Genomic DNA, 25,713 nt, shown 5'->3' on the forward strand with positions numbered 1-25,713 from the left:
TGTCCTTCGCGATGGAGCGCGTGCTGCCATACGAAGTCACGTGGAACGATGCCCATGGCGACACAGTGAAGGATCTCGCTCACGCCGCCGTTTACGAGATAGCCAATCTGTTCGCGCTGGTCGTCTTCATCATCATCAGCGCATCGCTTCTGCCGGAATGGAGCCTCTGGCCCAGCACGCTTCCGATCGCCGTCCAGTTTCTGCTCGCAATCGTCATTGTCGATTGCACGATGACGGTGGTGCATTATTTCAGCCACCGCGTGGACTGGCTGTGGCGATTGCATGCGGTGCATCATGGTGTGCACCGGCTCTACGGCTTCAACGGCTTCATTCGCCACCCGCTGCATCAAGCGCTCGATATCGTCGCCGGCACACTGCCGCTCGTTCTGCTTGGGCTCCCGGTCGACGTCGCCGTGCTGCTGGGCTTCACCATCGCCGTGCAGCTTATCGTGCAACATTCCAATGTCGACTACATGCTCGGACCCCTGCAAAAGATCCTCGCCATCGGCCCGGTGCATCGGCTGCATCATGTGAATTGGGCCGGCGAGGGCGATGTGAATTTCGGATTGTTCTTTACTGCATGGGACCGCTTGCTCGGCACGTACCAGCCTCCGCAGGCGCGCAAGCCGCGCACCGGCGACATCGGCATCCAGGATTGTCCCCACTACCCGCAAGTCTATGCGAAACAGCTCGTCGCGCCGTTCGATCCGGATGGATTCTGTCCAAAGGATTCAGCCCGCGCGTCAGAAGGTCGACAGATCACCTAATCAGCTCGCAAAGGCGAGGGCGGTGCCGGCGGCGCGGCCGATGCCGAGCATAGGCGGCCGTGCGGCATGATCGAGCCAGGGGCTCCACGGGTCGGGCGCGATGAGCCCCCCGCTCTTCCACACCGGCACGATGTGCCCCTCCGCCGTCATCTCGCCGACAATGGCCGGCTTGTGCAGATGGTGGTTCTTCAAGTCCATGGCGACCTCGTAGCCGCTCGGCGCCTTGAGGCGCAGTCCGGCCAAACGGCGGCGGACCTCGTCGACCTCGACGGACCCACCGAGCTTGACCGCTTCCTTCCACATGTTGAAGCCGATCCAGGTGGCCTCCATGGGATCGTCGGTCATCACGTTCGGCCGACCGCAGAACTTCTGCCAGGATTTCACGAAGGCGCGATTCGACGCATTGTCGATCTCGTGCAGATAGCTCCAGCAGGCGAGATGACCGGCGACTTCCGGTCCGGCGATGGCCGGCAGCTCGCTCTCGCCGATGGAGAGCGTCATCACCGGTACGCTGCCGGCGGTGATGCCTTGCTTCGCCAGCTCGCGATAGAGATACACATTGGCGTCGCCGCTCACCGTGGTGATGACACCCGCGTCGCCGCGCGCCCCGAAGCGCCGGATCGCGGCGACCGTGCCGGCCCAATCCTTGTGACCGAAGGGCGTGTAAACCTCGGCGACCGCGCCGCCGCAGATGCCGTCCGCCTCGAGATAGGCCTTGAGGATGGTGTTGGTGGTGCGCGAATAGACCGTGTCGGTGCCGAGCAGGAAGAAGCGCTTTCGGCCGCGGCGACGCAAGTAATCCACCGCGGGGATGGCCTGCTGCGCCGGCGTCCCGCCCGTGTAGAAGATGTTGGCCGATTCCTCCTCGCCTTCATATTGGCTCGGATAGAAGAGCAGCCCGTTCTGGCTCTCGACGACGGGCAGCACCTCCTTGCGTGAGGCGGACGTCCAGCACCCGAAGATCGCCGCCACCTTGTGCTCGGCAAGCAGCTCATGCGCCGCGCCGCCATAGGCACGCGGATCGGAGCGCGGGTCCATGATCGCCGCCTCGAGCGGACGGCCCAGCAGTCCGCCGTCCTCGTTGGCTTTCTCGATGAGCATGACCAGTAGATCCTGCAACGGCCGTTCGCTCGCGGTCATGGTGCCGGACAGCGAATGCAGGATGCCGAGCTTGATGGCGCCGTGATCGAGCTCGCCGAAATAGGTATCGACGCGAGTGACGAGACCGCCCGCCTTGCTGACCAATGCCTCCGCCGTGCCGAGCATGGAGGCGCCCGCGCGATCCACATGGCCAACGGCGGTGCGCAGATCCGGCAGCGTGCCGGCGACTTGCTCGGCGACCTGCGAGGCGCGGCAGGCGATGGCGTCGAGCTCTTGAGTCTGCTGCTCGAACACGCCGCGCAATCTGGCGTCCGCCTCGTTAATCTCGCCGACACTTGCATGCACATGCTTGAGCGCGCCGGCGGTGCGCTCCACCGCCTGCTGAATGTCATCGACCTGGCTGGTGATGTCGTCGGTGGCCGTGGCGGTCTGAGCTGCAAGCGCCTTGACCTCGCCGGCGACGACCGCGAAGCCCTGGCCTGCGGCGCCGGCACGCGCGGCCTCGATGGCGGCGTTGAGCGCAAGCAGCGATGTTTGCCGCGCCACGTTCTGGATCAGGCCCACAACCTCGCCGATGCGTGCGGCAGCCATGGACAGGCCGCGCATGGTCTCGTCGGCAGAAGCGAGATCGGTCATCGCGCGGCTGCTCGCGTCGCGCGAGGCGCCAATGTCGCCGGCCGACTGATCGATGGACCGCAGGATGCCGCGCGCCGAGCGCGCAATGGCGGCCACGTCCTCGGACGCCGTATGGGCCGCGTCGGACGCGTTCCCCACCGTGCCATGCATGGCCTGGTTGCGCTCCTCCAAATCGGCGGCGGTCTGGCCGATCCAGGCGCTGCCGTCGGTGAAGGCCTTGGTGACCTCATCGACGGCACCGCGGAAGCGGCGGGTGATGAACTTCCGGCTGGCGAGATGCAGCCGGGCCTCGGCCTCGTGGCGGCGCTGATCGACGATCGCCGCGTCCGCCTCGATCACCGCGGCGCGCAGGGTCTCGGCGGCGCCGGCAAGCTCCGAGAGTGGGCCCTTGGGTTGCTTGGGAACGATGGCGTAGCGGTCGCCGCCGGCGATCTTGGCGACCACGGCGCCGAGGCGGCGCAAGCGATGCTCGATGTGACCAGTGGCGAGGAGACCGGACAGGCCACCGGCGACCAAGCCGACGAGCGGCCCGGCCAAGGCGGTCGCGGCGGCCGTCACCGCACAGGCGGCCAGCACGGGCACGGCCACGAAGCGGCTCGGCAGATTCTTGTTCTTGTCGTAGCGACTCATGCGACGTCCCCCGTCGCACGAAACCTATGGCGCAAACGTTGCGATTATCTTTCTGATTCTATTGTGTTTTCTGCACAAACCGAGTGCAGCCGCGCCCATTTATTGGGCGTTACACCTCTTGATCAGTATTGCCGCAACTCTAGGTGTTCATCGAGTCGAAGAACTCGGCGTTGTTCTTGGTCTGCTTCAGCTTGTCGATGAGGAACTCGATCGCGTCCATGGTACCCATGGGATTCAGGATGCGGCGCAGCACATACATCTTCTTGAGCTGATCGGCGGGAACGAGAAGTTCCTCTTTCCGGGTGCCGGAGCGGGCGATGTCGATGGCCGGGAACACGCGCTTGTCGGCCACTTTGCGGTCGAGCACGATCTCCGAGTTGCCGGTGCCCTTGAACTCCTCGAAGATCACCTCGTCCATGCGGCTGCCGGTGTCGATGAGCGCCGTGGCAATGATCGTGAGGCTGCCCCCTTCCTCGATATTGCGGGCGGCGCCGAAGAAGCGCTTGGGCCGTTGCAGGGCGTTGGCGTCCACGCCGCCGGTCAGCACCTTGCCGGAGGACGGCACCACAGTGTTGTAGGCGCGCCCGAGACGCGTGATCGAATCGAGCAGGATGACCACGTCGCGGCCATGCTCGACCAGGCGCTTGGCTTTCTCGATGACCATCTCGGCGACTTGCACGTGGCGCGCGGCGGGCTCGTCGAAGGTCGACGACACGACCTCGCCGTTCACCGAGCGCTGCATGTCGGTCACCTCCTCGGGCCGCTCGTCGATCAGGAGCACGATCATGTAGCACTCCGGATGATTGGCGGTGATGGCGTGGGCGATGTTCTGGAGGATCACCGTCTTGCCGGTGCGCGGCTGCGCCACGATGAGACCGCGCTGGCCCTTGCCGATGGGCGACACGATGTCGATGACGCGGCCGGTATTGTCCTTGCGGGTCGGGTCCTCGGTCTCCATCTCGAGCCACTCGTCGGGATAGAGCGGCGTCAGATTGTCGAAATGGATCTTATGGCGCTGCTTCTCCGGCTCCTCGAAATTGATCGTGTTGACCTTGAGGAGCGCGAAATAGCGCTCGCCCTCTTTCGGGCTTCTGATCTCGCCTTCGACGGTGTCGCCGGTGCGCAGACCGAAGCGGCGGATCTGGGACGGCGAGACGTAGATGTCGTCGGGGCCGGCCAGATAGTTCGAATCGGGAGAGCGCAAGAAGCCGAAGCCGTCTTGCAGCACCTCAACCACGCCCGTGCCGGTGATGTCCACGTCGCGGGCGGCCAATTGTTTCAGGATCGCGAACATGAGCTCCTGCTTGCGCATGGCGCTCGCGTTCTCGACTTCGACCTCCTCGGCGAAGCTCAACAGCTCCGTCGGCGATTTGGTCTTCAAATCCTGCAGCTTCATTTCTTGCATGCGCTGCTACTCCAAAGAGAACAGAAAGGGGTGAGTGGAAATGGCGATGTTTGAATCTCGCGCTTGGAGGCGCGGTGTCGTCGAAAGGGGAAGGATAGGCCTCGGTGGGATGGCGACGGGCGCCTGCTCCAGTCCGGTGACCCGATCTTTTGTAGGAAGGCCGGGCCGCGACAGCGTCCCGGATTGGATGCGACTCATCTTATAGCAGACCCTTGGGGTGGGCGGAACAGATTTACCTCGGGCTAGAACGGCCGGACGACCACCAGGATGACGATGCCGATCATCAGCAGCGTGGGGATCTCGTTGGCGATTCGGTAGAAACGCGGGCTCCGGGTATTCCGATCCATGGCGAAATCGCGCGTCCAGCTGGCGAGCGCCCCCGAATAGGCCGAAAGCACCACCACGAGGAACAGCTTGGCGTGAAACCAGCCATCCGTCCTCCAGTCGATCAGGGGCGAAAACGCCAGAATGAGGCCAAAAATCCACGACGCCACCATGGCCGGCGTGGTGATGAAGCGAAGCAGGCGCCGCTCCATGATCTTGAAGGTCTCCGACTGCTCGGAGCCCACTTTGCTCATGGCGTGATAGACGAACAGGCGCGGCAGATAGAGCAGCCCCGCCATCCAGGCGATCACGGCGATGATGTGGAAGGCCTTGATATAGGCAAGAAACATGGAATTCCCAGGGGTGCCTTGAAGACAGGGTGCGACGATTAGCCGACGTCGCCCTTCACCAGCGCCACCAGCCGCTCGACATTTTCGATGGGGGTCTGAGGCAGGATGCCATGACCCAGATTGAAGATGAAGGGGCCTTGGCCCAGAGTTTCCACGATCCACTTGACGCGCTCATCGAGGGCCGGTCCTCCCGTGGCCAAGAGGATCGGATCGAGATTGCCCTGCACGGGAAGCCGAGTTTGCAGCGCCGCGCGAATCCAGCCGACCGGCAAGCTCGTGTCGCAACCGACCGCGTCGATGCCCGTCTTGGTGGCGTAGCGCTCGGCGAGCGGCCCCGACCCCCGCGGGAAACCGATGATCGGAATGTCTGGAGCGAGTGCCTTCACCCGATCCACGATGGCCCGAGTCGGTGCGATGCACCAGCGCTCAAATTCATCCTCTGGCAGACTGCCGGCCCAACTGTCGAAGATCTGCAACACCCGGCAGCCGGCTTTGACTTGCCCCAGCAGATAGTTCGCCGAGGCCTCCACCAGGGTGTCGATCAAGGCCCGGAATGTCTCCGGCTCGCCATAGGCAAGGGCGCGGGCCGAAGCCTGGTCCTTGCTGCCGGCGCCTTCGACCATATAGGTCGCCACGGTCCACGGCGCTCCGCAAAAGCCGATCAACGGCACCATCTCGGGCAGCTCGGCCACGACCCGCTCCACCGTCTCGTAGACGGGCGTCAGCTTGTCGGCGGCCGCGCCAACATCGAGCTTGCCGATGGCGGCCGCATCCCGGACAGGCTCAAGCTTCGGGCCTTCCCCTTCCACGAACTCGACTTTCTGACCGAGCGCAAACGGCACCACGAGGATGTCGGAGAACACGATCGCCGCATCGAGGGGAAAGCGCCGCAAGGGTTGCAAGGTCACTTCCGCCGCCAGCTTAGGGCTGAGGCAAAGATCGAGGAAGGACGGAACCCCGGCACGCACCTCACGGTATTCCGGCAGATAGCGTCCCGCCTGGCGCATCAGCCAGACGGGTGGCGGGGTGCTCACTTCGCCGCTCAAGACGGTCAGCAGTGGGCTCGTTGGGGAGGTTATCCGCAAACCGATGCCTCTCTAAAATACTAATAGAGAGAATCTCTAATAGTTCTGTTGTTACTTTAGTTGGGGCGTGAATAGCGGACATTCACCGTCATCACCAGTCTGTCGACAGGGAGACCTGCCCCATCTTTGACGGTTTGATGATGAATGGGCGGGCTTGTGATTGGTTTGCCGGAGAAAGCCCCATCACGCCTTGCTGCGCCTGGTGTTGCGGGGAGGCAGCCGCTCTGGATGAAGTCTGGATGGCTTGTGGGCATCTGCCTCTCGGAGCTGGGGATCAAAAAGGGTATTGTCGAGGGGTGTTCGTCTTGCGTCATTTTTTCGACATAGGCGAATCTGTGAAGAAGTAGGACTCACTTTTCGGGGTCAGCGGGGACAAGATCGCCGCGCGCGCTAGAGCGCCGTTAACCCCGGGGAGTTATCCAGAGGCCATACATGAATATCCAGCAGCGCACGTTTCACCTGCACATGATCTCCGATGCGACGGGCGAGACGCTGAACACGATCGCCAAGGCGGTCCGCGTGCAATACGCGCAGGTCCGCGCCATCGAGCATCTGCATCCCTTGGTTCGCAGCCGGCGCGAGCTCGACCGCGTGCTTAAGGACGTGCAGGCGACGCCGGGCATCGTGCTCTACACGCTGTTCAACCGCGAGCTTGCCGAAGCGCTCGAGCAGTCCTGCAAGGAGCTCAATGTTCCGTGCGTGGCGCCGCTGAAGCATGTGCTGCAAGTGTTCGAATCCTATCTCGACATGGCGGCTACGCCCATGGTGGGCGGACAGCATGTGCTCGACGCCGACTATTTCCGCCGCATCGAGGCGCTGAATTTCTCCATGGTGCATGATGACGGGCATCTGCCGGAGAATCTCAACGACGCCGACATCATCCTGCTCGGTATCAGCCGCACCTCGAAGACCCCGACCAGCATCTATCTCGCCAATCGCGGCTTCAAGACCGCCAACGTGCCGCTCGTGCCCGGCATGGCCCTGCCGGCGCAACTTGAGCAGCCGACCAAGGCTTTCGTGGTGGCGCTGGTGGCGAGCCCGGAACGCATCGCGCAAGTGCGCCAAAACCGCGTCATCGAACAGGCGCACGGTCATCTCGAGGAATATGTGGACCGGGACGCCATCGCCGCGGAGATCGCCCAGACGCGGCAGCTCTGCGCGCGGCATGGCTGGCCGATCATCGACGTGACGCGGCGCTCCATCGAGGAGACGGCCGCTGGCATCATCCGGCTCTATCACGACCGCGAAGCGCCGGCGCTAGAAGCATAAGGGGTTGGCATGACCGGATTCCTGCAGCAGGGGCGGCCGCCGCTCATTCTCGCCTCGACCAGCCAAACCCGCGCGCGGCTTCTGGAATCGGCTGGGCTCGCCTTCATCGTCGAGGCGCCGGGCCTGGAGGAAAGCGCCATGCGCCAAGCGGTCAGCGGCGAGCAGGCGCTCGAACCCCATGACGTTGCCGAGGTGCTGGCCCGGGCCAAGGCCGAGGCGGTGAGCGATCTGGCCAAAGGCGCTTACGTCATCGGCGGCGATCAGGTGCTCGCCTTCGAGGGCGAGATCGTCACCAAGCCGGAGAGCATGGCGGCGGCGCGGTCGCAATTGCTCGACCTCAACGGCAAGACCCATACGCTGCATACCTGCGTGGCAGTCGCCACCGGCGGCGAGACCGTGTGGGCGCAGACGGAGGTCGCCACCCTCACCATGCGCAAGATGACGCCGGCTTTCATCGGTCATTACCTGGCCGCCGCCGGTGAGGCGGTGCTGAGCGCCGTGGGCGCCTATCAGATCGAATCCCTCGGCATTCAGCTCTTCGAGAAAATCGAGGGCGACTTCTTCTCCATCTTGGGACTGCCCCTCTTGCCGCTCCTCGATACGCTTCGGCGCGAGGGCGTGATCGAGGACTGAGCCATGCTGCGCGCCTGCGTCATCGGTTGGCCGGTCGAGCATTCGCGCTCACCCATCATCCATGGCTATTGGCTGGCCGCGTACGGCATCGACGGCGCCTACGAAAAAGAGGCGGTGCGCCCCGAAGATTTCGCGGCGTTTGTCCAGACCCTGGGTGAGCGCGGCTATGTGGGGGCCAATGTGACCCTGCCCCACAAGGAAGCCGCCTTGCGTGCGGCGCGCTCGACGGACGCGGCGGCGATCGCCATGGGCGCGGCCAACACGCTGTGGCTCGACGCCGAGGGCGTCCTTCATGCGGCCAATACCGACGCTACGGCTTCTCCAATCTCGACGCCCAAGCGCCGCAATGGAACGAGGGGATGGGCGCGGTCCCTTGTGCTCGGTGCCGGCGGCGCGGCACGGGCGATCCTTTACGGCCTCCTTGCCGCTGGTGTGCCCAAGATCCTGCTGGCCAACCGCACCCGCGCCCGGGCCGACAGCCTGGCCAAGCTGTTCGGGCCGAAGGTTGAGGCGATCGATTGGGAGGAGCGGGAGCCGGCGCTCGCTGGCTGCTCGCTCCTCGTCAACACCACGAGCCTCGGCATGACCGGCCAGGGGCCACTCGTCATCGACCTATCGGCATTGCCTCCGGACGCTGTGGTCTCGGACCTCGTCTACAATCCGCTGGAGACGGACCTCCTGGCGGCCGCGCGGGCCCGGGGCCTCACGGCCGTGGACGGGCTCGGCATGCTGCTGCACCAGGCGGTGCCTGGGTTCGAGCGCTGGTTCGGCCTGCGGCCCGAGGTGTCGCCGGATTTGAGGGCGCGTGTGGCGGCCACGCTGGAGGCCTCGTGATGCTCGTGATCGGGCTCACCGGCGGCATGGGCATGGGCAAGACGTCGGCTGCGGCCCATTTCAAGGCCCGAGGTGTCGACGTGTTCGATGCCGACGCTACGTGCATCATCTCTACGAGGGCGAGGCGGTCGAGGTCATCGAGGCGGCTTTTCCCGGCACCACGCACGACGGTCGGGTGGACCGGGCGCTGCTCGCCAAAGAGGTATCGAGGCACCCCGACCGGTTGCGGGCGTGGAGGCTATCGTTCATCCGATGGTGGTTGCGGCCGAAATCGATTTTCTCCGCGACCAGGAGAGAGCAGGGGCCGCGCTCGCGGTGCTGGAGATCCCGCTCCTGTTCGAGACGGGCGCCGAGTCCCGCACGGACGTGACCGTCGCGCTGAGCGCGCCCGACGCGGTGCAGCGGGAGCGCGTGCTGGCGCGCCCCGGCATGACGAAAGAGAAATACGAGGCGCTGCGGGCGCGCAGCTCAGCGACGCGGAACGGCGCGCGCGGGCCGACTACGTTGTGGACAGCGGCACGACCATGGAAAACATGCACGCGCAGCTCGATACACTGATCGAATCGCTGCAAGATCGTGACGGTCAGGTCATGGAGCGATTGCGTCACTGACAGTCGAGCGAAGCGGGGAGCGCAACGGCGCATGCGCGAAATCATTCTCGATACGGAAACGACCGGGCTCGACCCGTTTGAGGGTCATCGTATCGTCGAGATCGGCTGCGTCGAGCTGGTCAACCGCATCCCCACGGGCCGCACCTGGCATTGCCATCTCAATCCCGAACGCGAGGTGCCGCAAAAGGCCTACGAGGTGCACGGCCTGTCCACCGATTTCCTGCGCGACAAGCCCCGCTTCGCCGAGCTCGCCGACGAGTTGCTGACCTTCGTCGAAGGCGCGATGCTCGTCATGCACAATGCCAGTTTCGATTTCGGCTTCCTGAACGCGGAGCTGGAGCGGTTGCCGCGCGCGCTGCTGCGCTGGGAGCACGTCGTCGACACGCTGGCCCGCGCGGCGGCGGCATCCGGGCGCGCGGCGAGCCTCGACGCGCTCTGCCGGCGCTACGGCGTCGACCTCACCGAGCGCGAGACGTCAGGTCATGGCGCGCTGCTCGACTGCCGGCTGCTGGCCTCGGTTTATGTGGAGCTGATCGGCGGCAACCAGGCGCGGCTCGAATTCGCTGCCAATGGGGCTCAAGCCGCCCTGCTGCAGGCCAATGCCGAATTGATCCGCCCGCGGCCGGTACCGCTTGCCTCACGGCTCAGCGCGGCCGAGACCGAGGCCCATCGCGCCTTCGTGGCGACGCTGGGCGAAGGCGCGGCCTGGCGGCGCTACTTCCAAGCCTAATTGGGTTGAGCTTGATCGCCCGCTTCGCTGCGCGCCATGTTCTGGGTGTAGAGCCTGGCGAAATCAATGGGGTCGAGCATGAGCGGCGGGAAGCCGCCGTCGCGGACAACGTCGGCCAGCACGCGTCGGACGAAGGGGAAGAGGATCGTCGGGCAGTCGACGAACAGCACCGGCTGCATCAGATGCTGGGGAATGTTCCGTAGACGGAACAACGAGCCGTACATCAGCTCCACGTTGTAGATCACGCCGGCATCGGATTTGGCATGCGCCTCGATATGGAGCGCGACCTCGTAGATGTCGTCGCCACGCGGCGCGGTGCTGACATTGACGCCGACTTTGAGCTGCGGGTTCTCGCCGGGTCCTTGCAAGGTCTGCGGCGCGCCGGGGCTCTCGAAGGAGAGATCCTTGATGTATTGGGCGAGGACGGCGAGCTCGGCGCCCGCGGCGGTGCGGGCGGCCGCGGCGGCGGATTGCGGCGGCGGTGTGCCGGCCGGCGCCGCGTTGGGCCGGTCGCCATTCGTCTTCTTTGCCTGATCGTCCTTTGACTTCTTGGCCATGGAAAGCCCCCCTCAGCGGCTGTTGCGCTGGCTAGCATGGGACGATGGAGGCTGCAATTCGCCTGCGTCGATCTGCTTTGAGCCTAAATTAAGTGCAAAGCCGTTTAGGGTTGGCTTCACCCGTGGGAATGCCCTAAGTTGGGGATGAAATGCTGCGGTGCAAATGCGAAATTTGTAGCTGCAGCGTAAGGCTCCCGCTGGCAAATCTCTGGGCGAGCAACAATATTCCTCCTAGAGCGTTCCACAATGATTGTGGGGTGAATCCAGACGCGGGTGGCGGCAAGGCATGAGCGAAGCTTTCGACATTTATACTCTGCTGTTTTTGGTCCTCGCGGTCGTGATCTTTATCCGACTGCGGAGCGTGCTCGGCCGCCGCACGGGCAACGAGCGGCCGCCTTACGATCCCTATACGCGCGCCGACACAAAGGCCGGGACGCCCGAGGGCTCCGTGGTGGCGCTGCCGCGTGGCCGCACCGGCCGGGCGCCGGTGGCCGAGGCTTCGGGCCCGTCGCCCGAGGACATCGAGGAGCGGCTGGAGCGCTATGCCGCCAAGGATACGCCGTTGCGCGAATCTCTGACCGAAGTCATGCGCGCCGATCCTAGCTTCGATCCCGCTCAGTTCCTCGACGGCGCCAAGGGCGCCTACGACATGGTCGTCGCCGCCTTCGCCGAGGGCGACGAGGCGACGCTGAAGCAGCTGCTCGGGCAGGACGTGCTCGAGGGCTTCGAGCGCGCCATCGCCGAGCGCGAGCAGCGCGGCGAGACCCTGCAGTCGACCCTGGTCGGCATCGACAAGGCCGACATCATCGAGGCCGAGGTCAAGGGCAAGCAGGCGCTGGTGACGGTCAAGTTCGTGAGCGAGCTGATCTCGGTGACCCATGACGCCGACGGCGAAGTGGTCGAGGGCGATCCCAAGAAGGTCCGCGAGGTCACCGACATCTGGACCTTCGCCCGCGAGACGGCCTCCAGAAATCCCAACTGGAAGCTCGTCGCCACGGAAGCGGCCAACTAGCCTTTTCCCAGACGTCGTTTTCCCCCGACGACCGATTGTCGCCCGTCAAGGCCGGCGATCGGAAACGCCTGTGCTAGGATGATCGCCGGTTCGGGATGCGGGCGGGCACAAGGCCCTGACGGGCACTGACGGCGCGCCTCGGGGAAGGCCAAACAATGCGCTGGCATGCATTGTGGATACTCGGCATAGCTGTTGCCGCGATTGCACTCCTCCTGTGGAGATACGAGGTGGACGATCACGCGGCCATCAAGCTGATCCCCGTCAGCTTCACGGAGATCCAGGGCTGGGCTCAAGACGATCACGCGGCGGCCTTCGGCGCCTTGCGCCGATCGTGCCGCAAGCGGCCCACCAGCAATCAGGCTTGCCAAGACGTCCTGGAGCTCGGGGAGACGGTCGATCGCGAGACCGCGCGGCGATTTTTCGAAACCCACTACGTTCCGCATCGCGTCGAGGCGGAGGAGCCCGGCCTCGTCACCGGCTATTACGAGCCCGAGGTGATGCGCTCGCGCGCGCGCGACGACGCGTTCCAGGTTCCCGTCTATAAGCGCCCGGACGACCTCGTCCAGGTGACGCCCGATGAATTGCGCGCGTTCTACAATGCGAGCTTCAGCGTGGGGCGGCGGAAGGGCGATGAGCTCGTGCCTTACTACACGCGCGCGGAGATCGACAACGGGGCCCTGTCGGGCAAGGGCCTCGAGCTGCTCTACCTCGACGATCCGGTCGAGCTTTTCTTCATGCAGATCCAAGGGTCGGGGCGCGTGCGGTTCCCGGACGGCTCATGGACGCGGATCGGCTACGCGGGCAAGAACGGCCACTCTTATACGTCGATCGGCAAGCTGCTCGCCGAGCGCGGGGAGAAACCTCCGGGCGGACTGACGATGGAAGGGCTCAAAGGGTGGCTGCGCGCCGATCCCGCCCGGGGCAAGGCGCTCATGCACGCGAACAAGTCCTATATTTTCTTCCATGAATTGCCGGACACGGAACAGGGTGACGGCCCGGTCGGCGCGCAAGGCGTGGCGCTCACGCCCGGCCGCAGCCTCGCCGTCGATGCCATCTATCACAAGCTCGGCACGCCGGTATTCGTCTCAGCACCGCAAGCGCCGACGCCGGACGGCAAGCCGTTTCGGCGGTTGATGATCGCCCAGGACGTGGGCTCTGCCATCAGAGGGCAGGAGCGCGGCGACATCTTCTGGGGCTCCGGGACGGAAGCCGGCGCGATTGCCGGCGTCACCAAAACGCAAGCGCGGTTCTACGTCCTTCTGCCGAAGCCGTAACCCTTTCGCGCTATGGTCTCGCCCCATGGGTAAAAGAGACATGGGAAAACGCGACGCGGATAAGGGCGAAAGCGGCCTCGAGGACGACGCGGAGCTGTGGGCCCGCATCGCCCGGACGGCGGCGCCGCTCAAGAAGAAGAACCGCGTCACCCATGTGGCGACGCCGCCCAAGCCGCCGAGACCGAAGCAGATCGCCGCGGCGCTCGCCGCCGAAGCCAAGCCGGCGCCGAAGCCCGCGCCAAAGCCGCCCGTGCGGCCCGGCCCGACGCCCACCGCCAGCAGCCTCGACCGGCAGACGGCGCGCAAGCTCGACAAGGGGCATCTCATGGTCGAGGCGCGGCTCGACCTCCATGGCATGCGCCAGCGCGACGCCCACGCCGCGTTGCGCAAATTCCTCAAATGGGCGCAGAGCCAAGACTACCGCCACGTGCTGGTGATCACCGGCAAGGGGTCGCTTCGCGACGAGGGCGGAAGTTTCTATGAGGAAGATGCCCGCGGGGTGCTGCGCCAGGCGGTGCCGCACTGGCTCGCCCACGGCGATCTCGCGCCGCTGATCGTCAGCTTCTCGGAGGCCCCACGCCGGCTCGGTGGCGGCGGCGCGCTCTATGTGCGGCTGCGGCGTTCAAAAACAGCAGGCTAGTCTGGCGGCGCCCCGCGCCTAGTTCATTCGGTGGCGCACGGCGGCGGATTGCGCTTAACGCAAATCTTCTGCTCAACCTCCTCCCACTCAACACAGACTTGAGGCTGGTTCTTGGGATTGCTCCACGTCCTGCATTGCCGCACCGTCTTGTAGCCCCACTCTTCGCAGCAGGGCGTTACCGCATGGGCGACGGGTGATCCGACCATAGCCGATACCCCAAAAAGGGATATCGAGATCGCCCAGACGCACGCTCTGCGCCGACTCGCGCGTGTTGTCATTGTTCTCTTCCTTCGCTCGAAACGACTCTGAGCTTCCTCGGAATCATCATTCAGCAAACTCGCTGTTCGTCCGAAGCACAGCCAGACACTACGGCCCGGCCAGCAACAAGGCGGCGAATGCGCTGCTATTCAACGCGTCCATCACTGGTGCGGGTTGGAGCCAACCTGCTTCTTAGCAACAGCTCGATAAGCTAGGGCTGAAAGGCGAAGGATTGCGTTGATAGATATCAACAACTCTACAGAATGAACTTCGAGAGATCGGCGTTCTTGGCGAGGTCGCCGATATGCTCCTGCACATACGCGGCGTCGATCACCACCGTCTCGCCGTGCTTGTCGCCGGCGTTGAAGGAGATGTCGTCGAGGATGCGCTCCATCACCGTCATGAGGCGGCGCGCGCCGATATTCTCGACGCTCGTGTTCACCTCGACCGCGACATCGGCGATGGCCGCGATGGAATCTTCGGTGAATTGCAGGTCGACGCCCTCGGTCTTCATCAGCGCCACATATTGATTGATGAGGCAGGCCTTGGGCTCGGTGAGGATGCGGCGGAAGTCCTCGCGGGTCAGCGCGCGCAGCTCCACGCGGATCGGCAAGCGGCCTTGCAGCTCGGGCAGCAGGTCCGACGGCTTGGCGATGTGAAACGCGCCCGACGCGATGAACAGAATGTGGTCGGTCTTCACCGGGCCGTGCTTGGTGCCGACCGTAGTGCCCTCGATCAGCGGTAGCAGATCGCGCTGCACGCCTTCGCGTGAGACATCGGCACCGACGCGCTCGGAGCGCGCGCAAATCTTGTCGACCTCGTCGAGAAACACGATGCCGTTATTCTCAACGTTCTTGATCGCCTCTTGCACGATCATGTCGTCGTCGATGAGCTTGTCCGACTCCTCGGCCACGAGAATGTCGAAGCTCTCGGCCACGGTGACGGTGCGCGGCTTGGTGCGCTGGCCGCCGAAAGCCTTGCCCAGCATGTCGGAGAGATTGACCATGCCGACCTGGCTGCCGGGCATGCCGGGAATCTCGAAGGACGGCATGCTCGGCGTATCGGCGACCTGGATCTCGATCTCCTTGTCGTTCAGCTCGTTCTCGCGCAAGCGCTTGCGGAAGGCTTCGCGCGTCGACAGCGCCGCGCCTGAGCCGACCAGCGCGTCGATGACACGCTCCTCGGCGTTGAGCTGGGCCTTGGCCTCGACCTCCTTGCGCTTGGTGTCGCGCACCAGTCCGATGCCCGCTTCCACGAGGTCGCGGATGATCTGGTCGACGTCGCGGCCGACATAGCCGACCTCGGTGAACTTGGTGGCCTCGACCTTGATAAAGGGCGCTCCGGCGAGCTTGGCGAGGCGGCGCGAGATCTCCGTCTTGCCGACGCCGGTCGGGCCGATCATCAGGATGTTCTTGGGCAGCACCTCCTCGCGCATATCGCCTTCGAGCTGCTGCCGGCGCCAGCGGTTGCGGAGCGCGATGGCCACGGCGCGCTTGGCGTCGCGCTGGCCGATGATGTGGCGGTCGAGCTCGGAAACGATCTCGCGGGGGGAAAATGAGGTCATGGACGCATCAACTCGCTACTTGGTCGCGTCGAGGCTTTCGACGGTCACCTCGTCATTGGTGTAAACGCAGATCTTGGCGGCAATGTTCATGGCTTTCCGCGCAATCGCCTCGGCATCGAGATCGGTGTCGAGCAGGGCGCGGGCGGCGGCCAGAGCGTAGGAGCCGCCGGAGCCGATGCCCATCACCGCATCGTCGGGCTCGAGCACGTCGCCGGTGCCGGTCAGCACCAGGCTCTCGTCCGGGTCGGCGACGATCATCATGGCTTCGAGCCGGCGCAAATAGCGGTCGGTGCGCCAGTCCTTGGCGAGCTCGACGCAGGCGCGCTTGAGCTGGTCCGGGAAGCGCTCGAGCTTGGTCTCGAGCCGCTCGAACAGGGTGAAGGCGTCCGCGGTCGAGCCGGCGAAGCCGGCGATCACGTTGCCTGAGCCGACGCGGCGGACTTTCCGCGCGGTGCCCTTGATGATGGTCTGGCCGAGGGAGACCTGGCCGTCGCCAGCGACGACGACCTTGCCGCCCTTGCGGACGGTCAGAATCGTGGTGCCGTGCCAGGTGGCTGGGGAGGTGGGGGAAGGGTTCATGTGCAAGGCGATATCGGCGTGGCGGGGCCGTTCGTCAAGCTATCTGCGGCAACGCGCCTAACGCTGGCGCTAGGGCACCTTGGAGAGCAGAGCCCCCAAAGGCGGGAGGTCGACCCCCACCACGCGCCAGCGGAAGCCGTCCAGCGCCATGACGGCCGTGACCGTCGGCGAATCGAGCTTTTCCGGGTCTTTCAGGTCGAATGTGAACCGGGTAGGCGCGGCGAAGAAGGCGTAGGTCACGAAATCGGCGAAGGATTCATCTTCCTTGCGATGCTCGACCACCGTCGGATTGTTGAGAATGGCCTCCGGCGTGACCATGCCGTCCACGGCGCTATCCACCATGTCGGGGGCAAACAGCTCGGTCAAAGCCTGACCAAAAGTCCCTAGAATCGGGCGTTTTTCCTTGATTTCCTGGGCCTTGCCCAGGACTTGGGCGTTCACATCGGCCTTGAGATCCGCCCGGACCCGGGGAAAGTCGACCAGCTGCTCCAGGGATTTCTGGTCGTCGGTCAGGAGCGCCCGGTCGAGCCAATACATGGTCAGATAGGGGTAGCCGACATAGGCGGCGACCGCGACGACCGCGAGTACAAAGAGAGTCCGCATGCTTTCTCCTCGTCATGAAGCCGTTCCGGCATAGCCACCGCCCGGTGACGCGGCGTATAAGGCGCTCAAGGGCCGGTAAGCGAATTGCTAAGGCCCTAGGATTAGGCTGGCAGACATGCAGAAGCGAAGCAAATCAACGGGGTCCCGAAGCGCGACGGTCAATCGCCGCACCAAGGAGACGAAAATCAGCGCCACCGTCGGTCTCGACGGGACCGGCGCTTATGACGTCTCCACGGGCGTGGGCTTCCTCGACCACATGATCGAGCAGCTGGCGCGGCACTCCCTGATCGATATCTCGCTCAAGGCCGACGGCGATCTCCATATCGACCAGCACCACACGACGGAGGATTCCGGCATCGTGCTCGGCCAGGCTTTTGCCGAAGCCCTGGGCGACAAGGCCGGCATCACGCGCTATGGCGCCTGCTACCTGCCGATGGACGAGACCCTGACAAGGGTGGCGCTCGACGTGTCGGGACGGCCCTATCTCGTGTGGGACGTGGAGTTCACCCGCACCAAGATCGGCGAGATGGACACCGAGCTGTTCCGCGAATGGTTCCAGGCCTTCGCCCAGAATGCCGGGATCACCCTGCATGTCGAGAACCTCTATGGCGAGAATAGTCACCACATCGCCGAGACCTGCTATAAGGCGCTCGCCCGGGCGCTTCGCCAGGCGATCGCCATCGATCCGCGGCAGAGTGGACGGGTGCCCTCCACCAAGGGCCAGCTCTAACGATTCCGGCCATTGCCGGGCTTGACCCGGCAATCCATTCCACTGGACTCTCACAGGCTGAGGGGAAACGGCGTGGATGCCCGGATCAAAGTCCGGGCATGACGCGTTTGAGGCATGAAGTGACCGTCTATTCCGTCTATGAGCCTGTGAGCGACGATGACGATATCGCCGCGCGCGCCGACAGGGTCGCCTTCGTCAAGGACGGCTTCTCCTGGCTCGCGCTGATCGTGCCAGCCCTGTGGCTGCTTTATCACCGCATGTGGATCGAGTTCATCGTCTTCATGGCGATCATCTTCGGATTGGAGTGGGCGTTCGGCGCGGGCCGGCAGGGTCCGGAGATCGTCGGCTGGTTGAGCCTCGCCGTCACGGTGCTGTTCGCTTTCGAGGCGAACGATCTGCGCGGCGCCATGCTCGAGCGGCGCGGCTACCGCTTCGCCGGGGTGGCCACGGGCCGCTCCCGCCAAGAGGCGGAGCGCTCGTTCTTCACCCGGTGGCTGCGGCAACAGGATCGGCCGCGCTACGCCGTTCCGCCGCCGCAACAGATCACGCCCGGCACCAAGCCGGCGGCACCGCCGCGCCGCCGCGATGGTGACGACGTGATCGGGTTGTTCCCGCAGGGCTGAAGTCGCATGCACGTCGCCATCATCGATTACGGTTCCGGCAATCTCCACTCCGCCGCCAAGGCGTTCGAGCGCGCGGCGCGCGAGGGTGGTTCGAAGCTCGCCGTCAAGGTGACGGCGGCGCCCGAAGACGTGCTTGGCGCCGAACGCATCGTGCTGCCCGGCGTGGGCGCTTTCGCCGACTGCAAGGCGGGCCTCGCCAGCATCCCCGGCATGATCGAAGCGCTGGAAGAGGCGGTGCATGAGAAGGGCAAGCCGTTCCTCGGCATTTGCGTCGGACTGCAGCTCATGGCGACGCGCGGGCTGGAGCATGGGGTGACCCCTGGGCTCGATTGGGTTGCGGGCGAGGTGCGCGCCATCGAGCCCGACGACGGATCGCTCAAGATCCCGCATATGGGCTGGAACACCTTGAACGTCGCGCGCGAGCATGCGCTGCTCGCCGGCATCCCGACCGGCGCCGATGGCCTGCACGCCTACTTCGTGCACTCCTATCATCTGGTGCCGGAGGACGCGGGCGACCTCGTCGCCACCACCGACTATGGCGGTCCGGTGACCGCTTTCGTGGCGCGTGACAACATCGCCGGCAGCCAGTTCCACCCGGAGAAGAGTCAAAAGCTCGGACTGGCGCTGATCGGTAATTTCTTGAATTGGCAGCCGTAAGAGAGACTTCGACAGCATGATCTTGTTTCCCGCCATCGATTTGAAAGACGGACAATGCGTGCGCCTGCGCCAGGGCGAGATGGACCAGGCGACGGTGTTCAACGCCGACCCGGCCGCGCAAGCCAAGCAGTTCGAGGACCAAGGCTTCGAGTGGCTGCACGTGGTCGATCTCAACGGCGCGTTCGAGGGCAAGCCGGTGAACGGCGCGGCGGTCGAAGCCATCTTCGACGCGGTGCACGTTCCCATCCAGCTCGGCGGCGGCATCCGCGATATCGACACCATCGCCGCCTGGCTCGACAAGGGCATCGACCGGGTCATTCTCGGCACGGCGGCGGTGCGCGATCCGGACCTGGTGCGCGAGGCGGCACGCGACTTTCCCGGCTGCATCGCCGTGGGCATCGATGCGCGCGACGGCAAGGTCGCCATCGAGGGCTGGGCGGAGACGAGCGAGATGAGCGTGCTCGACCTGGCGCGGCGCTTCGAGGATGCCGGCGTCGCCGCCATCATCCATACCGACATCGCCCGCGACGGCGTGCTCGAAGGCCTCAATCTCGACGCGACCGCGGAGCTCGCCGACCAAGTGACGATCCCGGTGATCGCCTCCGGCGGGCTCGCCTCGATCGACGATATCCGCAAACTTTTGGAGCCGCGCTACGCGAAGCTCGACGGCGCCATCACGGGCCGCGCGCTCTATGACGGCTCGCTCGACGCACAACAGGCGTTGGCGCTGATCGCCGAGCGTTACGCGCGCCACGGTCACACGGGCCAATATTGAGCATGCTGAAAGTCCGCGTCATCCCCTGCCTCGACGTGAAGGAGGGCCGCGTCGTCAAAGGCGTAAACTTCGTCGACCTGCGCGACGCCGGCGACCCCGTCGAGGCGGCGACCGCTTACGACGAGGCGGGCGCGGACGAGCTGTGCTTTCTCGACATCACCGCAAGCCACGAGAAGCGCGGCACCATTCTCGACGTGGTGGCGCGCACGGCGGAACGCTGCTTCATGCCGCTCACCGTGGGCGGCGGCGTGCGTAAGGTCGAGGACGTGCGCACGCTGTTGGAAGCCGGTGCCGACAAAGTGTCGATCAACACCGCGGCGGTGACGGACCGCAGCCTGGTGAAACGGGCGGCGGAGAAATTCGGCGCCCAGTGCATCGTCGTCGCCATCGACGCCAAGCGAGTCGGCGCCAACGGAGCCGCGCCGCGCTTCGAGATCTTCACCCATGGCGGCCGCGAGCCCACCGGCATCGAGGCGGTCGCCTACGCCCAAGAGGTAGTGGCGCTGGGCGCCGGCGAATTGCTGCTGACCTCCATGGACCGCGACGGCACGCGGGCCGGTTTCGACCTCGAGCTCACGCGCGCCATCGCCGACGCGGTGTCGGTGCCGGTGATCGCCTCGGGCGGGGTGGGCACGCTCGAGCATCTGGTGGAAGGGGTGCGTGAGGGGCACGCCTCGGCCGTGCTGGCGGCGTCGATCTTCCACTATGGGGAGCACACGATCGGCGAGGCCAAGCGCTACATGGCGGCGGCCGGCCTGCCCATGCGGCTCGACCCCTAGGAGGCCATTCTTGGGTGTTCTAGGCGCTTATTTTCCCGCGATCGCGGCGCTGGCGGCTTCCCAGCCCGCCCGCCACGGTGTATGAGCCAGGGCATGAGCAAAGGCATGAGCAACCACGTCTTGGACGTCTTGGCCGCCACCATCAAGGCGCGGCGCAACGCGACGCTTGAGGATTCCTATACCAAGCGGCTGTTGGCCGAGCCCATCAAGCCGGCCAAGAAGGTCGGCGAGGAGGGCGTCGAGGTGGCGCTTGCCGCCGTGGGCCAGGACAAGCCGTCGCTGATCGGCGAGACGGCCGACCTGCTCTACCATTTGCTCGTGGTGCTCGAGTCCCGCGACGTGACGCTGGATGAGGTCTATGCCGAGCTGGAGCGCCGCATGGCGGCCAGCGAGCAGCAGAAGCAGCGAAAGGCCGCCTCGGCCTAGCGAGGCCGGCGCCGGGCCCCCGACAATGCACCCGCGACCCACCGTTGCGTATTCCCCGTATGCCACATATTCGCGCGAGGATTGGGCGCGGCTGCGCGCCGACACGCCCATGACGCTGAGTGAGGCTGACCTGGAAAATCTTTCAGGTCTGACCGAGCGGGTGTCCACGGAAGAAGTCGTCGACATCTATCTGCCGTTGAGCCGCTTGCTCAATCTCTATGTGGAGGCATCGCAAGGCCTGCACAGCGAGAGCGAGAATTTCTTGCACAAGGGCGACGGCAAGGTGCCGTTCATCATAGGTCTTGCGGGGAGCGTCGCCGCTGGCAAGAGCACGACGGCGCGCGTGCTGCAAGCGCTGCTGGCGCGCTGGCCGAGCCATCCCAATGTGGAGCTCGTGCCGACCGACGGCTTCTTGTTTCCCAACGCCGTTCTCGAAGACCGCGGGCTGATGGCGCGCAAAGGATTTCCCGAGAGCTACGACTTGGAAACGCTTCTCAATTTTCTCGGCGACGTGAAGTCGGGCCGGGAGCGGGTCGAGGCGCCGGTCTATTCGCATCTCGTCTACGACGTGCTCAACGACCAAAAGCTCGTGGTCGATCGGCCGGATGTCGTCATCGTCGAGGGCTTGAACGTGCTGCAGCCGGCGAAGCTGCCGAAAGACGGCGAGGCGATCCCCTTCGTTTCCGACTTCTTCGACTTCTCGATCTATATCGACGCGGCCGAGGGGCTGGTGGAAGAGTGGTATGTGGAGCGCTTCTTACGCTTGCGGCAGACCGCGTTCCGCGACCCGGCATCCTATTTCCACCGCTACGCCAAGCTCTCCGAAGAGGAGGCGCGCGAGACCGGTCTCGCCATTTGGCGGTCGATCAATCTCGTGAATCTGACGGAGAATATTCTCCCGACGCGCCAACGCGCCGATCTCATCCTGCGCAAAGGCGCGGGCCACGCGGTGGAAAGCGTGGCGCTGCGGAAGCTCTAGTCCGCTTTATTGCGCCGGATAGAGGCCCTGCGAGCCGAGACCGATATTGAGCCTCAGCATGGTGCGGGTGGCGAAGACGCTGTCTTCGTCGATCCGCGTGGCATGCTGCGTGTTGGCGTACTGCATCTGCGGGACAGAGGAGATGTATTCGTAGTCGGTCCAGAGCGACAGGCTGGTCCGCGGGCCGATCTGCTTGCGGGTCTCCAGTGACACGGTGCCGATGAAGGCAAGCTCGTCATTCGACTTGGAGATCGACGAGTTGAACGCGGCGAACGGGAAGCGGGTCACGCCGCGATAATCGGTGTCGGCGTTGTAGAGGCCGGCCGTGGCGTTGATGAAGGTGCGCAGTCCGAGCCGGTCGTAGAAGCCGCCGACATTCTTGATGCCAGGGATAAAGCCGAAGCTGTATTCACCGCCGAAGCCTACATAGCCGCCCACATAGGTCGTATCGAGCGTCTCCTTGTAGTTGTAGACGTCGACATTCCCGAATTTGCCGCGCAGCTTGTTGGTCTGGTCGATGCCGCGAACGTCGAAGCCGGCGATGAAATAGTCGTTGCGGTAGATCTGAGGCTTCACCTCTTGCGGCGCGCCAGTGGCGAATTTCAACTCAGTCTGGGCGCCCCAATAATCGGCGTTGCGATCGGTGTGGGTGACCAACGTCGGGGGTCCGAAGGCGAAGGTGCCGCTGCCCGAGGGATCGAAGACGAAGCAGGTCTGATTTTTACAGGCGGTGCGATCATTGTCCTCGACATTGGCCCAGAAGCCCTTGACCACGCCGCTGACGCGATAGCCGCCCCAATAGCCGAGCGCGGTCTCGATGCCGCCGCCCGTCGCGCCACCAAAGTCGAGCCAGTCGCTTTCGCTATTCCGCTGCCGGCGCGCGCTCGTCGGTGACGAGCCCTTGCCGACGAATTTGATGTCGGGGAGAGACAGGAACTGAACGCCGCCGCCAGCCCAGATGGTCGTGCCGCCAAATGTCGCCGTGGTGAAGTCCTGCGCCGCAGCGGGTTGCGCCAGCGCAACGGCTCCGAGCAGTGTGGCTGCCACTACGAATGACGTTCTCGGCATGAAAGGGCCCCCAAAAATCGCATCTCAAAACTCAAGGCTAAGATATCAGGGGAAAAGCCTACCGAGGACCTATCTATAGCTCACATAATACGATTTTGGCCTTGCGTGGCAGAATGGCCACAAGGCGAATCGCATCCAAAGCGGTCCAGCCGGCATCCTATCCCAAGAGATCGCGGGCATCCGCCAGGCTGCGCAGCGAGGTCTCGGGCCGGGCGCCGATATGGGAGATGACCTCGGCCGCCGCGAGGCTGCCGAGCCGTCCGCAGGCCTCCAAGCCCAAGCCTTGCGTCAGGCCGTAGAGGAAACCTGCGGCATAGAGATCGCCGGCGCCGGTCGCGTCCACCACCTTGGCCACCGGATCGGCCGGCACCTCGATGGTCTCGCCATGGCCCACGATCACCGAACCGGCCTCCGAACGGGTCAAAACCGCCAATTCGCAGTCCTGAAGGGCCGCATCGGCCGCCTCATCGAAGGAATTCACCTCGTAGAGCGTGGTGATCTCCTTCTCGTTGGCGAAGACGATATCGGCGTCCTCCTTGACCAATTTCTGGAAATCGTCCCGGTGGCGGTCGACACAGAAAGGATCCGACAGGGTAAGCGCCACCTTGGCGCCGGCCGCCTTGGCCAGCTTCGCCGCCTCGCGGAAGGCCGCCTTGGCCGCGTCCTTGTCGAACAGATAGCCTTCCAAATAGACGATTTTCGCCGCGCCGATCATGCCGGTGTCCATGTCGCCGGGCGCGAAATCGACGCTCGCGCCGAGGAACGTGTTCATGGTGCGTTCGCCGTCGGGGGTCACCAGGACGAGGCAGCGCGCGGTGGGGGCCGAGTCCGTGGCCGGCTCGGTCGTATAGGCGATCCCGAGCGAATGGATATCGTGGCGGAAGATGCCGCCGAACTGGTCGGCGGCGACGCGGCCGATGAAGCCGCATTTGGCGCCGAACGAGGCGAGGCCGGAGATGGAATTGGCGACCGACCCGCCGGAGCGCTCGATGGCCGGGCCCATGGCCTCGTAGAGCCTCGCCGCCTCGTCCGCATCGATCAGGCGCATGAAGCCCTTGTCGAGATCGTGCTTGGAGAGAAAGCCCTCGTCGCAGCGGGCAATGATGTCGACGATGGCGTTGCCGATGCCGACGACGTCGTAGGTTTTTTCAGCCATTCGGTCGCGGGTCCCTGTTCTTCGCTTGTTTGCAGTTGGCGCGGGCCTGTGAATGCGAGAGCGGCGCTGGTCTGGCGCGCCGGCGTCCCTATATTCGCCCTGCCGGAAGTTCAGGGGACAAATTCATGCTCGCCGCCGCAGGTCAAGCTTCCAAGAGCTGTTCACGCCGCCATTCCGCGCGGTGATGATAAAATGCGTGGGCTTCACCCTGGCCCTGCTCGCCGCGCTTATCGTCGCGGTGGAGTGGTCGTTCACCCATTTCGTCGCCTGGCCCGACTGGATCGAGACCGCGATCCAGTGGCTCGGCGGGCTGGCGCTGGTCGCCGCCTCGATCTTCCTCATTCCACCGGTGACCTCGCTCATCGCCGGTCTCTATCTCGACGACATCGCCGGCCAGGTGGAGCGATCCGCCTTCCCGTCCGATCCGCCCGGGCGCGAACTGCCCACCGCGAAGTCCATTTGGCTCGCGATCAAGTTCTTTACCGTGGTGCTGGCGGTGAACTTGCTGGCGTTGTTCCTACTGCTGATTCCCGGCGTGAACCTCGTCGCCTTCTATGTGGGCAACGGTTATCTGCTCGGCCGGGAATATTTCGAGCTCGCCGCCATGCGCCATGTCTCGGCGGCGGAGGCGAAACGCTTGCGCAAGTCGAACCGGCTGACGGTTCTGCTGTGCGGACTGCTCATCGCCGGTCTCGCCTCGGTGCCGATCCTCAACCTGGTGACGCCGCTCTTCGCCACGGGCTTCATGGTGCGGATGTACAAGCGGATGGCGGTGCGCGGCGGGTTCTCGTCGCGGGTGGTGGGCTAGCCGCTGAACAGCAGGCGATCCACCCAGTGGTGAAAGAAGTCGGGCGCGAAAAAGTAGGTCGCGTAGAGGCCGATGATGATCGTCGCGGCCAAGCCGATGAGGTAGTCTCGCATGGCCATCCCCTTGGTTTGCAAAAGGAATGAGTCTGCATTCTAGCATATGCCCGCCCCCCGCGAGCCGCTAAGCCGGGGCTGCCGTTTTCGGCTCGAACAGGCAGATGTCGGCGATGATGCAGCGCCAGCATTCGGGCTTGCGCGCCTTGCACACATAGCGTCCGTGCAGGATCAGCCAGTGATGGCAGTTGTGCTTGTAGCGGTCGGGCACCACGCGGTTCAGGGTCTCTTCGACGATGAGCGGCGTCTTGCCGGGCGCCAGCCCCGTGCGGTTCGACACGCGGAAGATATGGGTATCGATGGCGATGGTCGGCTGGCCGAAGGCCACGTTGAGCACGACATTCGCGGTCTTGCGGCCGACGCCGGGCAAAGTCTCCAGCGCCTCGCGGGCGGCGGGGACCTTGCCGCCATGCTCCTCGATGAGCTTCTTCGACAGCGCGATCAGATTTTTGGCCTTGTTGCGGTAGAGCCCGATGGTCTTGATCTTGTCGGTGACGCCGGCCTCGCCGAGGGCGATCATTTTTTGCGGGGTGTCGGCCACGGCGAACAGCGCGGGCGTGGCGCGGTTGACGGATTCGTCGGTGGCCTGCGCCGACAACACCACGGCCACGAGCAGGGTGAAGGTGTCCTTGTAGCGGAGCTCCGTCTTGGGGTGGGGATCGGCCGCCTGGAAGCGGGCGAAAATCTCATTCACCTGGCTTCCGTCAGCAGCGATCCGGGCGCCGTCTTTCCCGACG

Annotated in this window: 27 protein-coding genes and 1 pseudogene; 17 read left to right on the plus strand and 11 right to left on the minus strand. The window is 64.7% G+C overall.

Annotated elements, in window-relative coordinates; all coding sequences use genetic code 11:
- Positions 1 to 20: 20 nt before the first annotated feature.
- Positions 21 to 767, plus strand: a complete 747-nt coding sequence (locus AUC69_RS09075; RefSeq protein ID WP_158008061.1) for a sterol desaturase family protein — start codon at positions 21 to 23, stop codon at positions 765 to 767.
- Here AUC69_RS09075 and AUC69_RS17025 read toward each other — a convergent pair whose 3' ends face one another.
- The 4 genes from AUC69_RS17025 to hemE form a co-directional block, all read right to left on the minus strand.
- Complete coding sequence (locus tag AUC69_RS17025; protein ID WP_069441876.1) at positions 768 to 3,134, minus strand: transporter substrate-binding protein; 2,367 nt, start codon at positions 3,132 to 3,134, stop codon at positions 768 to 770. It lies immediately after the preceding gene.
- Between the two features lie 139 nt (positions 3,135 to 3,273).
- Positions 3,274 to 4,539, minus strand: a complete 1,266-nt coding sequence (gene rho, locus AUC69_RS09085; RefSeq protein ID WP_069441877.1) for a transcription termination factor Rho — start codon at positions 4,537 to 4,539, stop codon at positions 3,274 to 3,276.
- Between the two features lie 242 nt (positions 4,540 to 4,781).
- A complete protein-coding gene (gene hemJ / locus AUC69_RS09090) occupies positions 4,782 to 5,213 on the minus strand; it encodes a protoporphyrinogen oxidase HemJ (RefSeq protein ID WP_069441878.1) in 432 nt (143 codons plus the stop codon).
- Positions 5,214 to 5,251: 38 nt separating this feature from the next.
- Positions 5,252 to 6,247, minus strand: coding sequence for a uroporphyrinogen decarboxylase (gene hemE, locus AUC69_RS09095; protein WP_342018563.1), 996 nt, complete (start codon positions 6,245 to 6,247; stop codon positions 5,252 to 5,254).
- Positions 6,248 to 6,730: 483 nt separating this feature from the next.
- Here hemE and AUC69_RS09100 point away from each other — a divergent pair, with 483 nt between their 5' ends.
- The 5 genes and pseudogenes from AUC69_RS09100 (at position 6,731) to dnaQ (ending at position 10,375) form a co-directional block, all read left to right on the plus strand.
- The gene (locus AUC69_RS09100) at positions 6,731 to 7,567 is read left to right on the plus strand and encodes a pyruvate, water dikinase regulatory protein (RefSeq protein ID WP_069441879.1); all 837 of its coding nucleotides are present in this window, start codon (positions 6,731 to 6,733) and stop codon (positions 7,565 to 7,567) included.
- A gap of 9 nt (positions 7,568 to 7,576) precedes the next feature.
- On the plus strand, positions 7,577 to 8,200 hold the full coding sequence (locus tag AUC69_RS09105) for a Maf family protein (RefSeq protein WP_069441880.1): 624 nt from the start codon (positions 7,577 to 7,579) through the stop codon (positions 8,198 to 8,200).
- A 3-nt stretch (positions 8,201 to 8,203) separates the two neighbouring features.
- A complete protein-coding gene (locus AUC69_RS09110; RefSeq protein WP_069441881.1) occupies positions 8,204 to 9,034 on the plus strand; it encodes a shikimate dehydrogenase in 831 nt (276 codons plus the stop codon).
- A pseudogene (coaE, locus tag AUC69_RS09115) lies at positions 9,034 to 9,645 on the plus strand (dephospho-CoA kinase). Before AUC69_RS09110 ends, coaE begins: the two are co-directional and overlap by 1 nt.
- 31 nt (positions 9,646 to 9,676) lie before the next feature.
- Positions 9,677 to 10,375 (plus strand): DNA polymerase III subunit epsilon, encoded by a 699-nt coding sequence (gene dnaQ / locus AUC69_RS09120; protein ID WP_069441882.1) that lies wholly within the window; start codon positions 9,677 to 9,679, stop codon positions 10,373 to 10,375.
- Here dnaQ and secB read toward each other — a convergent pair.
- Positions 10,372 to 10,932 (minus strand): protein-export chaperone SecB, encoded by a 561-nt coding sequence (gene secB, locus AUC69_RS09125; protein ID WP_083239262.1) that lies wholly within the window; start codon positions 10,930 to 10,932, stop codon positions 10,372 to 10,374. The two genes, dnaQ and secB, sit on opposite strands and share 4 nt — an antisense overlap.
- A 286-nt stretch (positions 10,933 to 11,218) precedes the next feature.
- Here secB and AUC69_RS09130 point away from each other — a divergent pair, with 286 nt between their 5' ends.
- The 3 genes from AUC69_RS09130 (at position 11,219) to AUC69_RS09140 (ending at position 13,858) form a co-directional block, all read left to right on the plus strand.
- Positions 11,219 to 11,944, plus strand: coding sequence for a Tim44/TimA family putative adaptor protein (locus tag AUC69_RS09130; protein WP_069441883.1), 726 nt, complete (start codon positions 11,219 to 11,221; stop codon positions 11,942 to 11,944).
- A gap of 227 nt (positions 11,945 to 12,171) precedes the next feature.
- On the plus strand, positions 12,172 to 13,218 hold the full coding sequence (gene mltA / locus AUC69_RS09135) for a murein transglycosylase A (RefSeq protein WP_069441884.1): 1,047 nt from the start codon (positions 12,172 to 12,174) through the stop codon (positions 13,216 to 13,218).
- Positions 13,219 to 13,258: 40 nt separating this feature from the next.
- The gene (locus AUC69_RS09140) at positions 13,259 to 13,858 is read left to right on the plus strand and encodes a Smr/MutS family protein (protein WP_069441885.1); all 600 of its coding nucleotides are present in this window, start codon (positions 13,259 to 13,261) and stop codon (positions 13,856 to 13,858) included.
- A 514-nt stretch (positions 13,859 to 14,372) separates the two neighbouring features.
- Here the strand turns inward: AUC69_RS09140 and hslU are convergent.
- The 3 genes from hslU to AUC69_RS09155 form a co-directional block, all read right to left on the minus strand.
- A complete protein-coding gene (hslU, locus tag AUC69_RS09145; protein ID WP_069441886.1) occupies positions 14,373 to 15,680 on the minus strand; it encodes an ATP-dependent protease ATPase subunit HslU in 1,308 nt (435 codons plus the stop codon).
- 15 nt (positions 15,681 to 15,695) lie between these two features.
- Positions 15,696 to 16,259, minus strand: coding sequence for an ATP-dependent protease subunit HslV (hslV, locus tag AUC69_RS09150; RefSeq protein WP_069441887.1), 564 nt, complete (start codon positions 16,257 to 16,259; stop codon positions 15,696 to 15,698).
- A 69-nt stretch (positions 16,260 to 16,328) separates the two neighbouring features.
- Positions 16,329 to 16,862, minus strand: coding sequence for a DUF2939 domain-containing protein (locus AUC69_RS09155; RefSeq protein WP_069441888.1), 534 nt, complete (start codon positions 16,860 to 16,862; stop codon positions 16,329 to 16,331).
- A 115-nt stretch (positions 16,863 to 16,977) separates the two neighbouring features.
- On the opposite strand from AUC69_RS09155, the gene hisB reads away from it, so the two are divergent.
- From hisB to coaA, 7 genes are all read left to right on the plus strand, one after another.
- Positions 16,978 to 17,592, plus strand: a complete 615-nt coding sequence (gene hisB / locus AUC69_RS09160; protein ID WP_069441889.1) for an imidazoleglycerol-phosphate dehydratase HisB — start codon at positions 16,978 to 16,980, stop codon at positions 17,590 to 17,592.
- Between the two features lie 98 nt (positions 17,593 to 17,690).
- A complete protein-coding gene (locus AUC69_RS09165) occupies positions 17,691 to 18,215 on the plus strand; it encodes a DUF2628 domain-containing protein (protein ID WP_083239264.1) in 525 nt (174 codons plus the stop codon).
- A 6-nt stretch (positions 18,216 to 18,221) separates the two neighbouring features.
- Positions 18,222 to 18,872: an imidazole glycerol phosphate synthase subunit HisH gene (gene hisH / locus AUC69_RS09170; protein ID WP_069441891.1), complete on the plus strand. Its 651-nt coding sequence runs from the start codon at positions 18,222 to 18,224 to the stop codon at positions 18,870 to 18,872.
- A 16-nt stretch (positions 18,873 to 18,888) separates the two neighbouring features.
- On the plus strand, positions 18,889 to 19,647 hold the full coding sequence (hisA, locus tag AUC69_RS09175) for a 1-(5-phosphoribosyl)-5-[(5-phosphoribosylamino)methylideneamino]imidazole-4-carboxamide isomerase (protein ID WP_069441892.1): 759 nt from the start codon (positions 18,889 to 18,891) through the stop codon (positions 19,645 to 19,647).
- A 2-nt stretch (positions 19,648 to 19,649) separates the two neighbouring features.
- Positions 19,650 to 20,426 (plus strand): imidazole glycerol phosphate synthase subunit HisF, encoded by a 777-nt coding sequence (gene hisF, locus AUC69_RS09180; RefSeq protein ID WP_069441893.1) that lies wholly within the window; start codon positions 19,650 to 19,652, stop codon positions 20,424 to 20,426.
- 105 nt (positions 20,427 to 20,531) lie between these two features.
- Positions 20,532 to 20,852, plus strand: coding sequence for a phosphoribosyl-ATP diphosphatase (hisE, locus tag AUC69_RS09185; protein WP_069441997.1), 321 nt, complete (start codon positions 20,532 to 20,534; stop codon positions 20,850 to 20,852).
- 25 nt (positions 20,853 to 20,877) lie between these two features.
- Positions 20,878 to 21,831 (plus strand): type I pantothenate kinase, encoded by a 954-nt coding sequence (gene coaA, locus AUC69_RS09190; RefSeq protein ID WP_069441894.1) that lies wholly within the window; start codon positions 20,878 to 20,880, stop codon positions 21,829 to 21,831.
- A 6-nt stretch (positions 21,832 to 21,837) separates the two neighbouring features.
- Here coaA and AUC69_RS09195 read toward each other — a convergent pair whose 3' ends face one another.
- Both AUC69_RS09195 and AUC69_RS09200 read right to left on the minus strand, forming a co-directional pair.
- Positions 21,838 to 22,878: a hypothetical protein gene (locus AUC69_RS09195; protein WP_069441895.1), complete on the minus strand. Its 1,041-nt coding sequence runs from the start codon at positions 22,876 to 22,878 to the stop codon at positions 21,838 to 21,840.
- A gap of 178 nt (positions 22,879 to 23,056) precedes the next feature.
- On the minus strand, positions 23,057 to 24,055 hold the full coding sequence (locus AUC69_RS09200) for an adenosine kinase (protein ID WP_069441896.1): 999 nt from the start codon (positions 24,053 to 24,055) through the stop codon (positions 23,057 to 23,059).
- A gap of 121 nt (positions 24,056 to 24,176) precedes the next feature.
- Here AUC69_RS09200 and AUC69_RS09205 point away from each other — a divergent pair, with 121 nt between their 5' ends.
- Positions 24,177 to 24,863 carry a sulfate transporter family protein gene (locus AUC69_RS09205; RefSeq protein ID WP_280136637.1) on the plus strand — a complete coding sequence of 229 codons (687 nt, stop codon included), beginning with the start codon at positions 24,177 to 24,179 and terminating at the stop codon, positions 24,861 to 24,863.
- 180 nt (positions 24,864 to 25,043) lie between these two features.
- Here the strand turns inward: AUC69_RS09205 and nth are convergent, their stop codons facing one another.
- A complete protein-coding gene (nth, locus tag AUC69_RS09210; protein WP_244500186.1) occupies positions 25,044 to 25,670 on the minus strand; it encodes an endonuclease III in 627 nt (208 codons plus the stop codon).
- Positions 25,671 to 25,713 lie beyond the last annotated feature (43 nt).

The sequence above is a fragment of the Methyloceanibacter superfactus genome, assembly GCF_001723305.1.
Lineage (GTDB): Bacteria > Pseudomonadota > Alphaproteobacteria > Rhizobiales > Methyloligellaceae > Methyloceanibacter > Methyloceanibacter superfactus.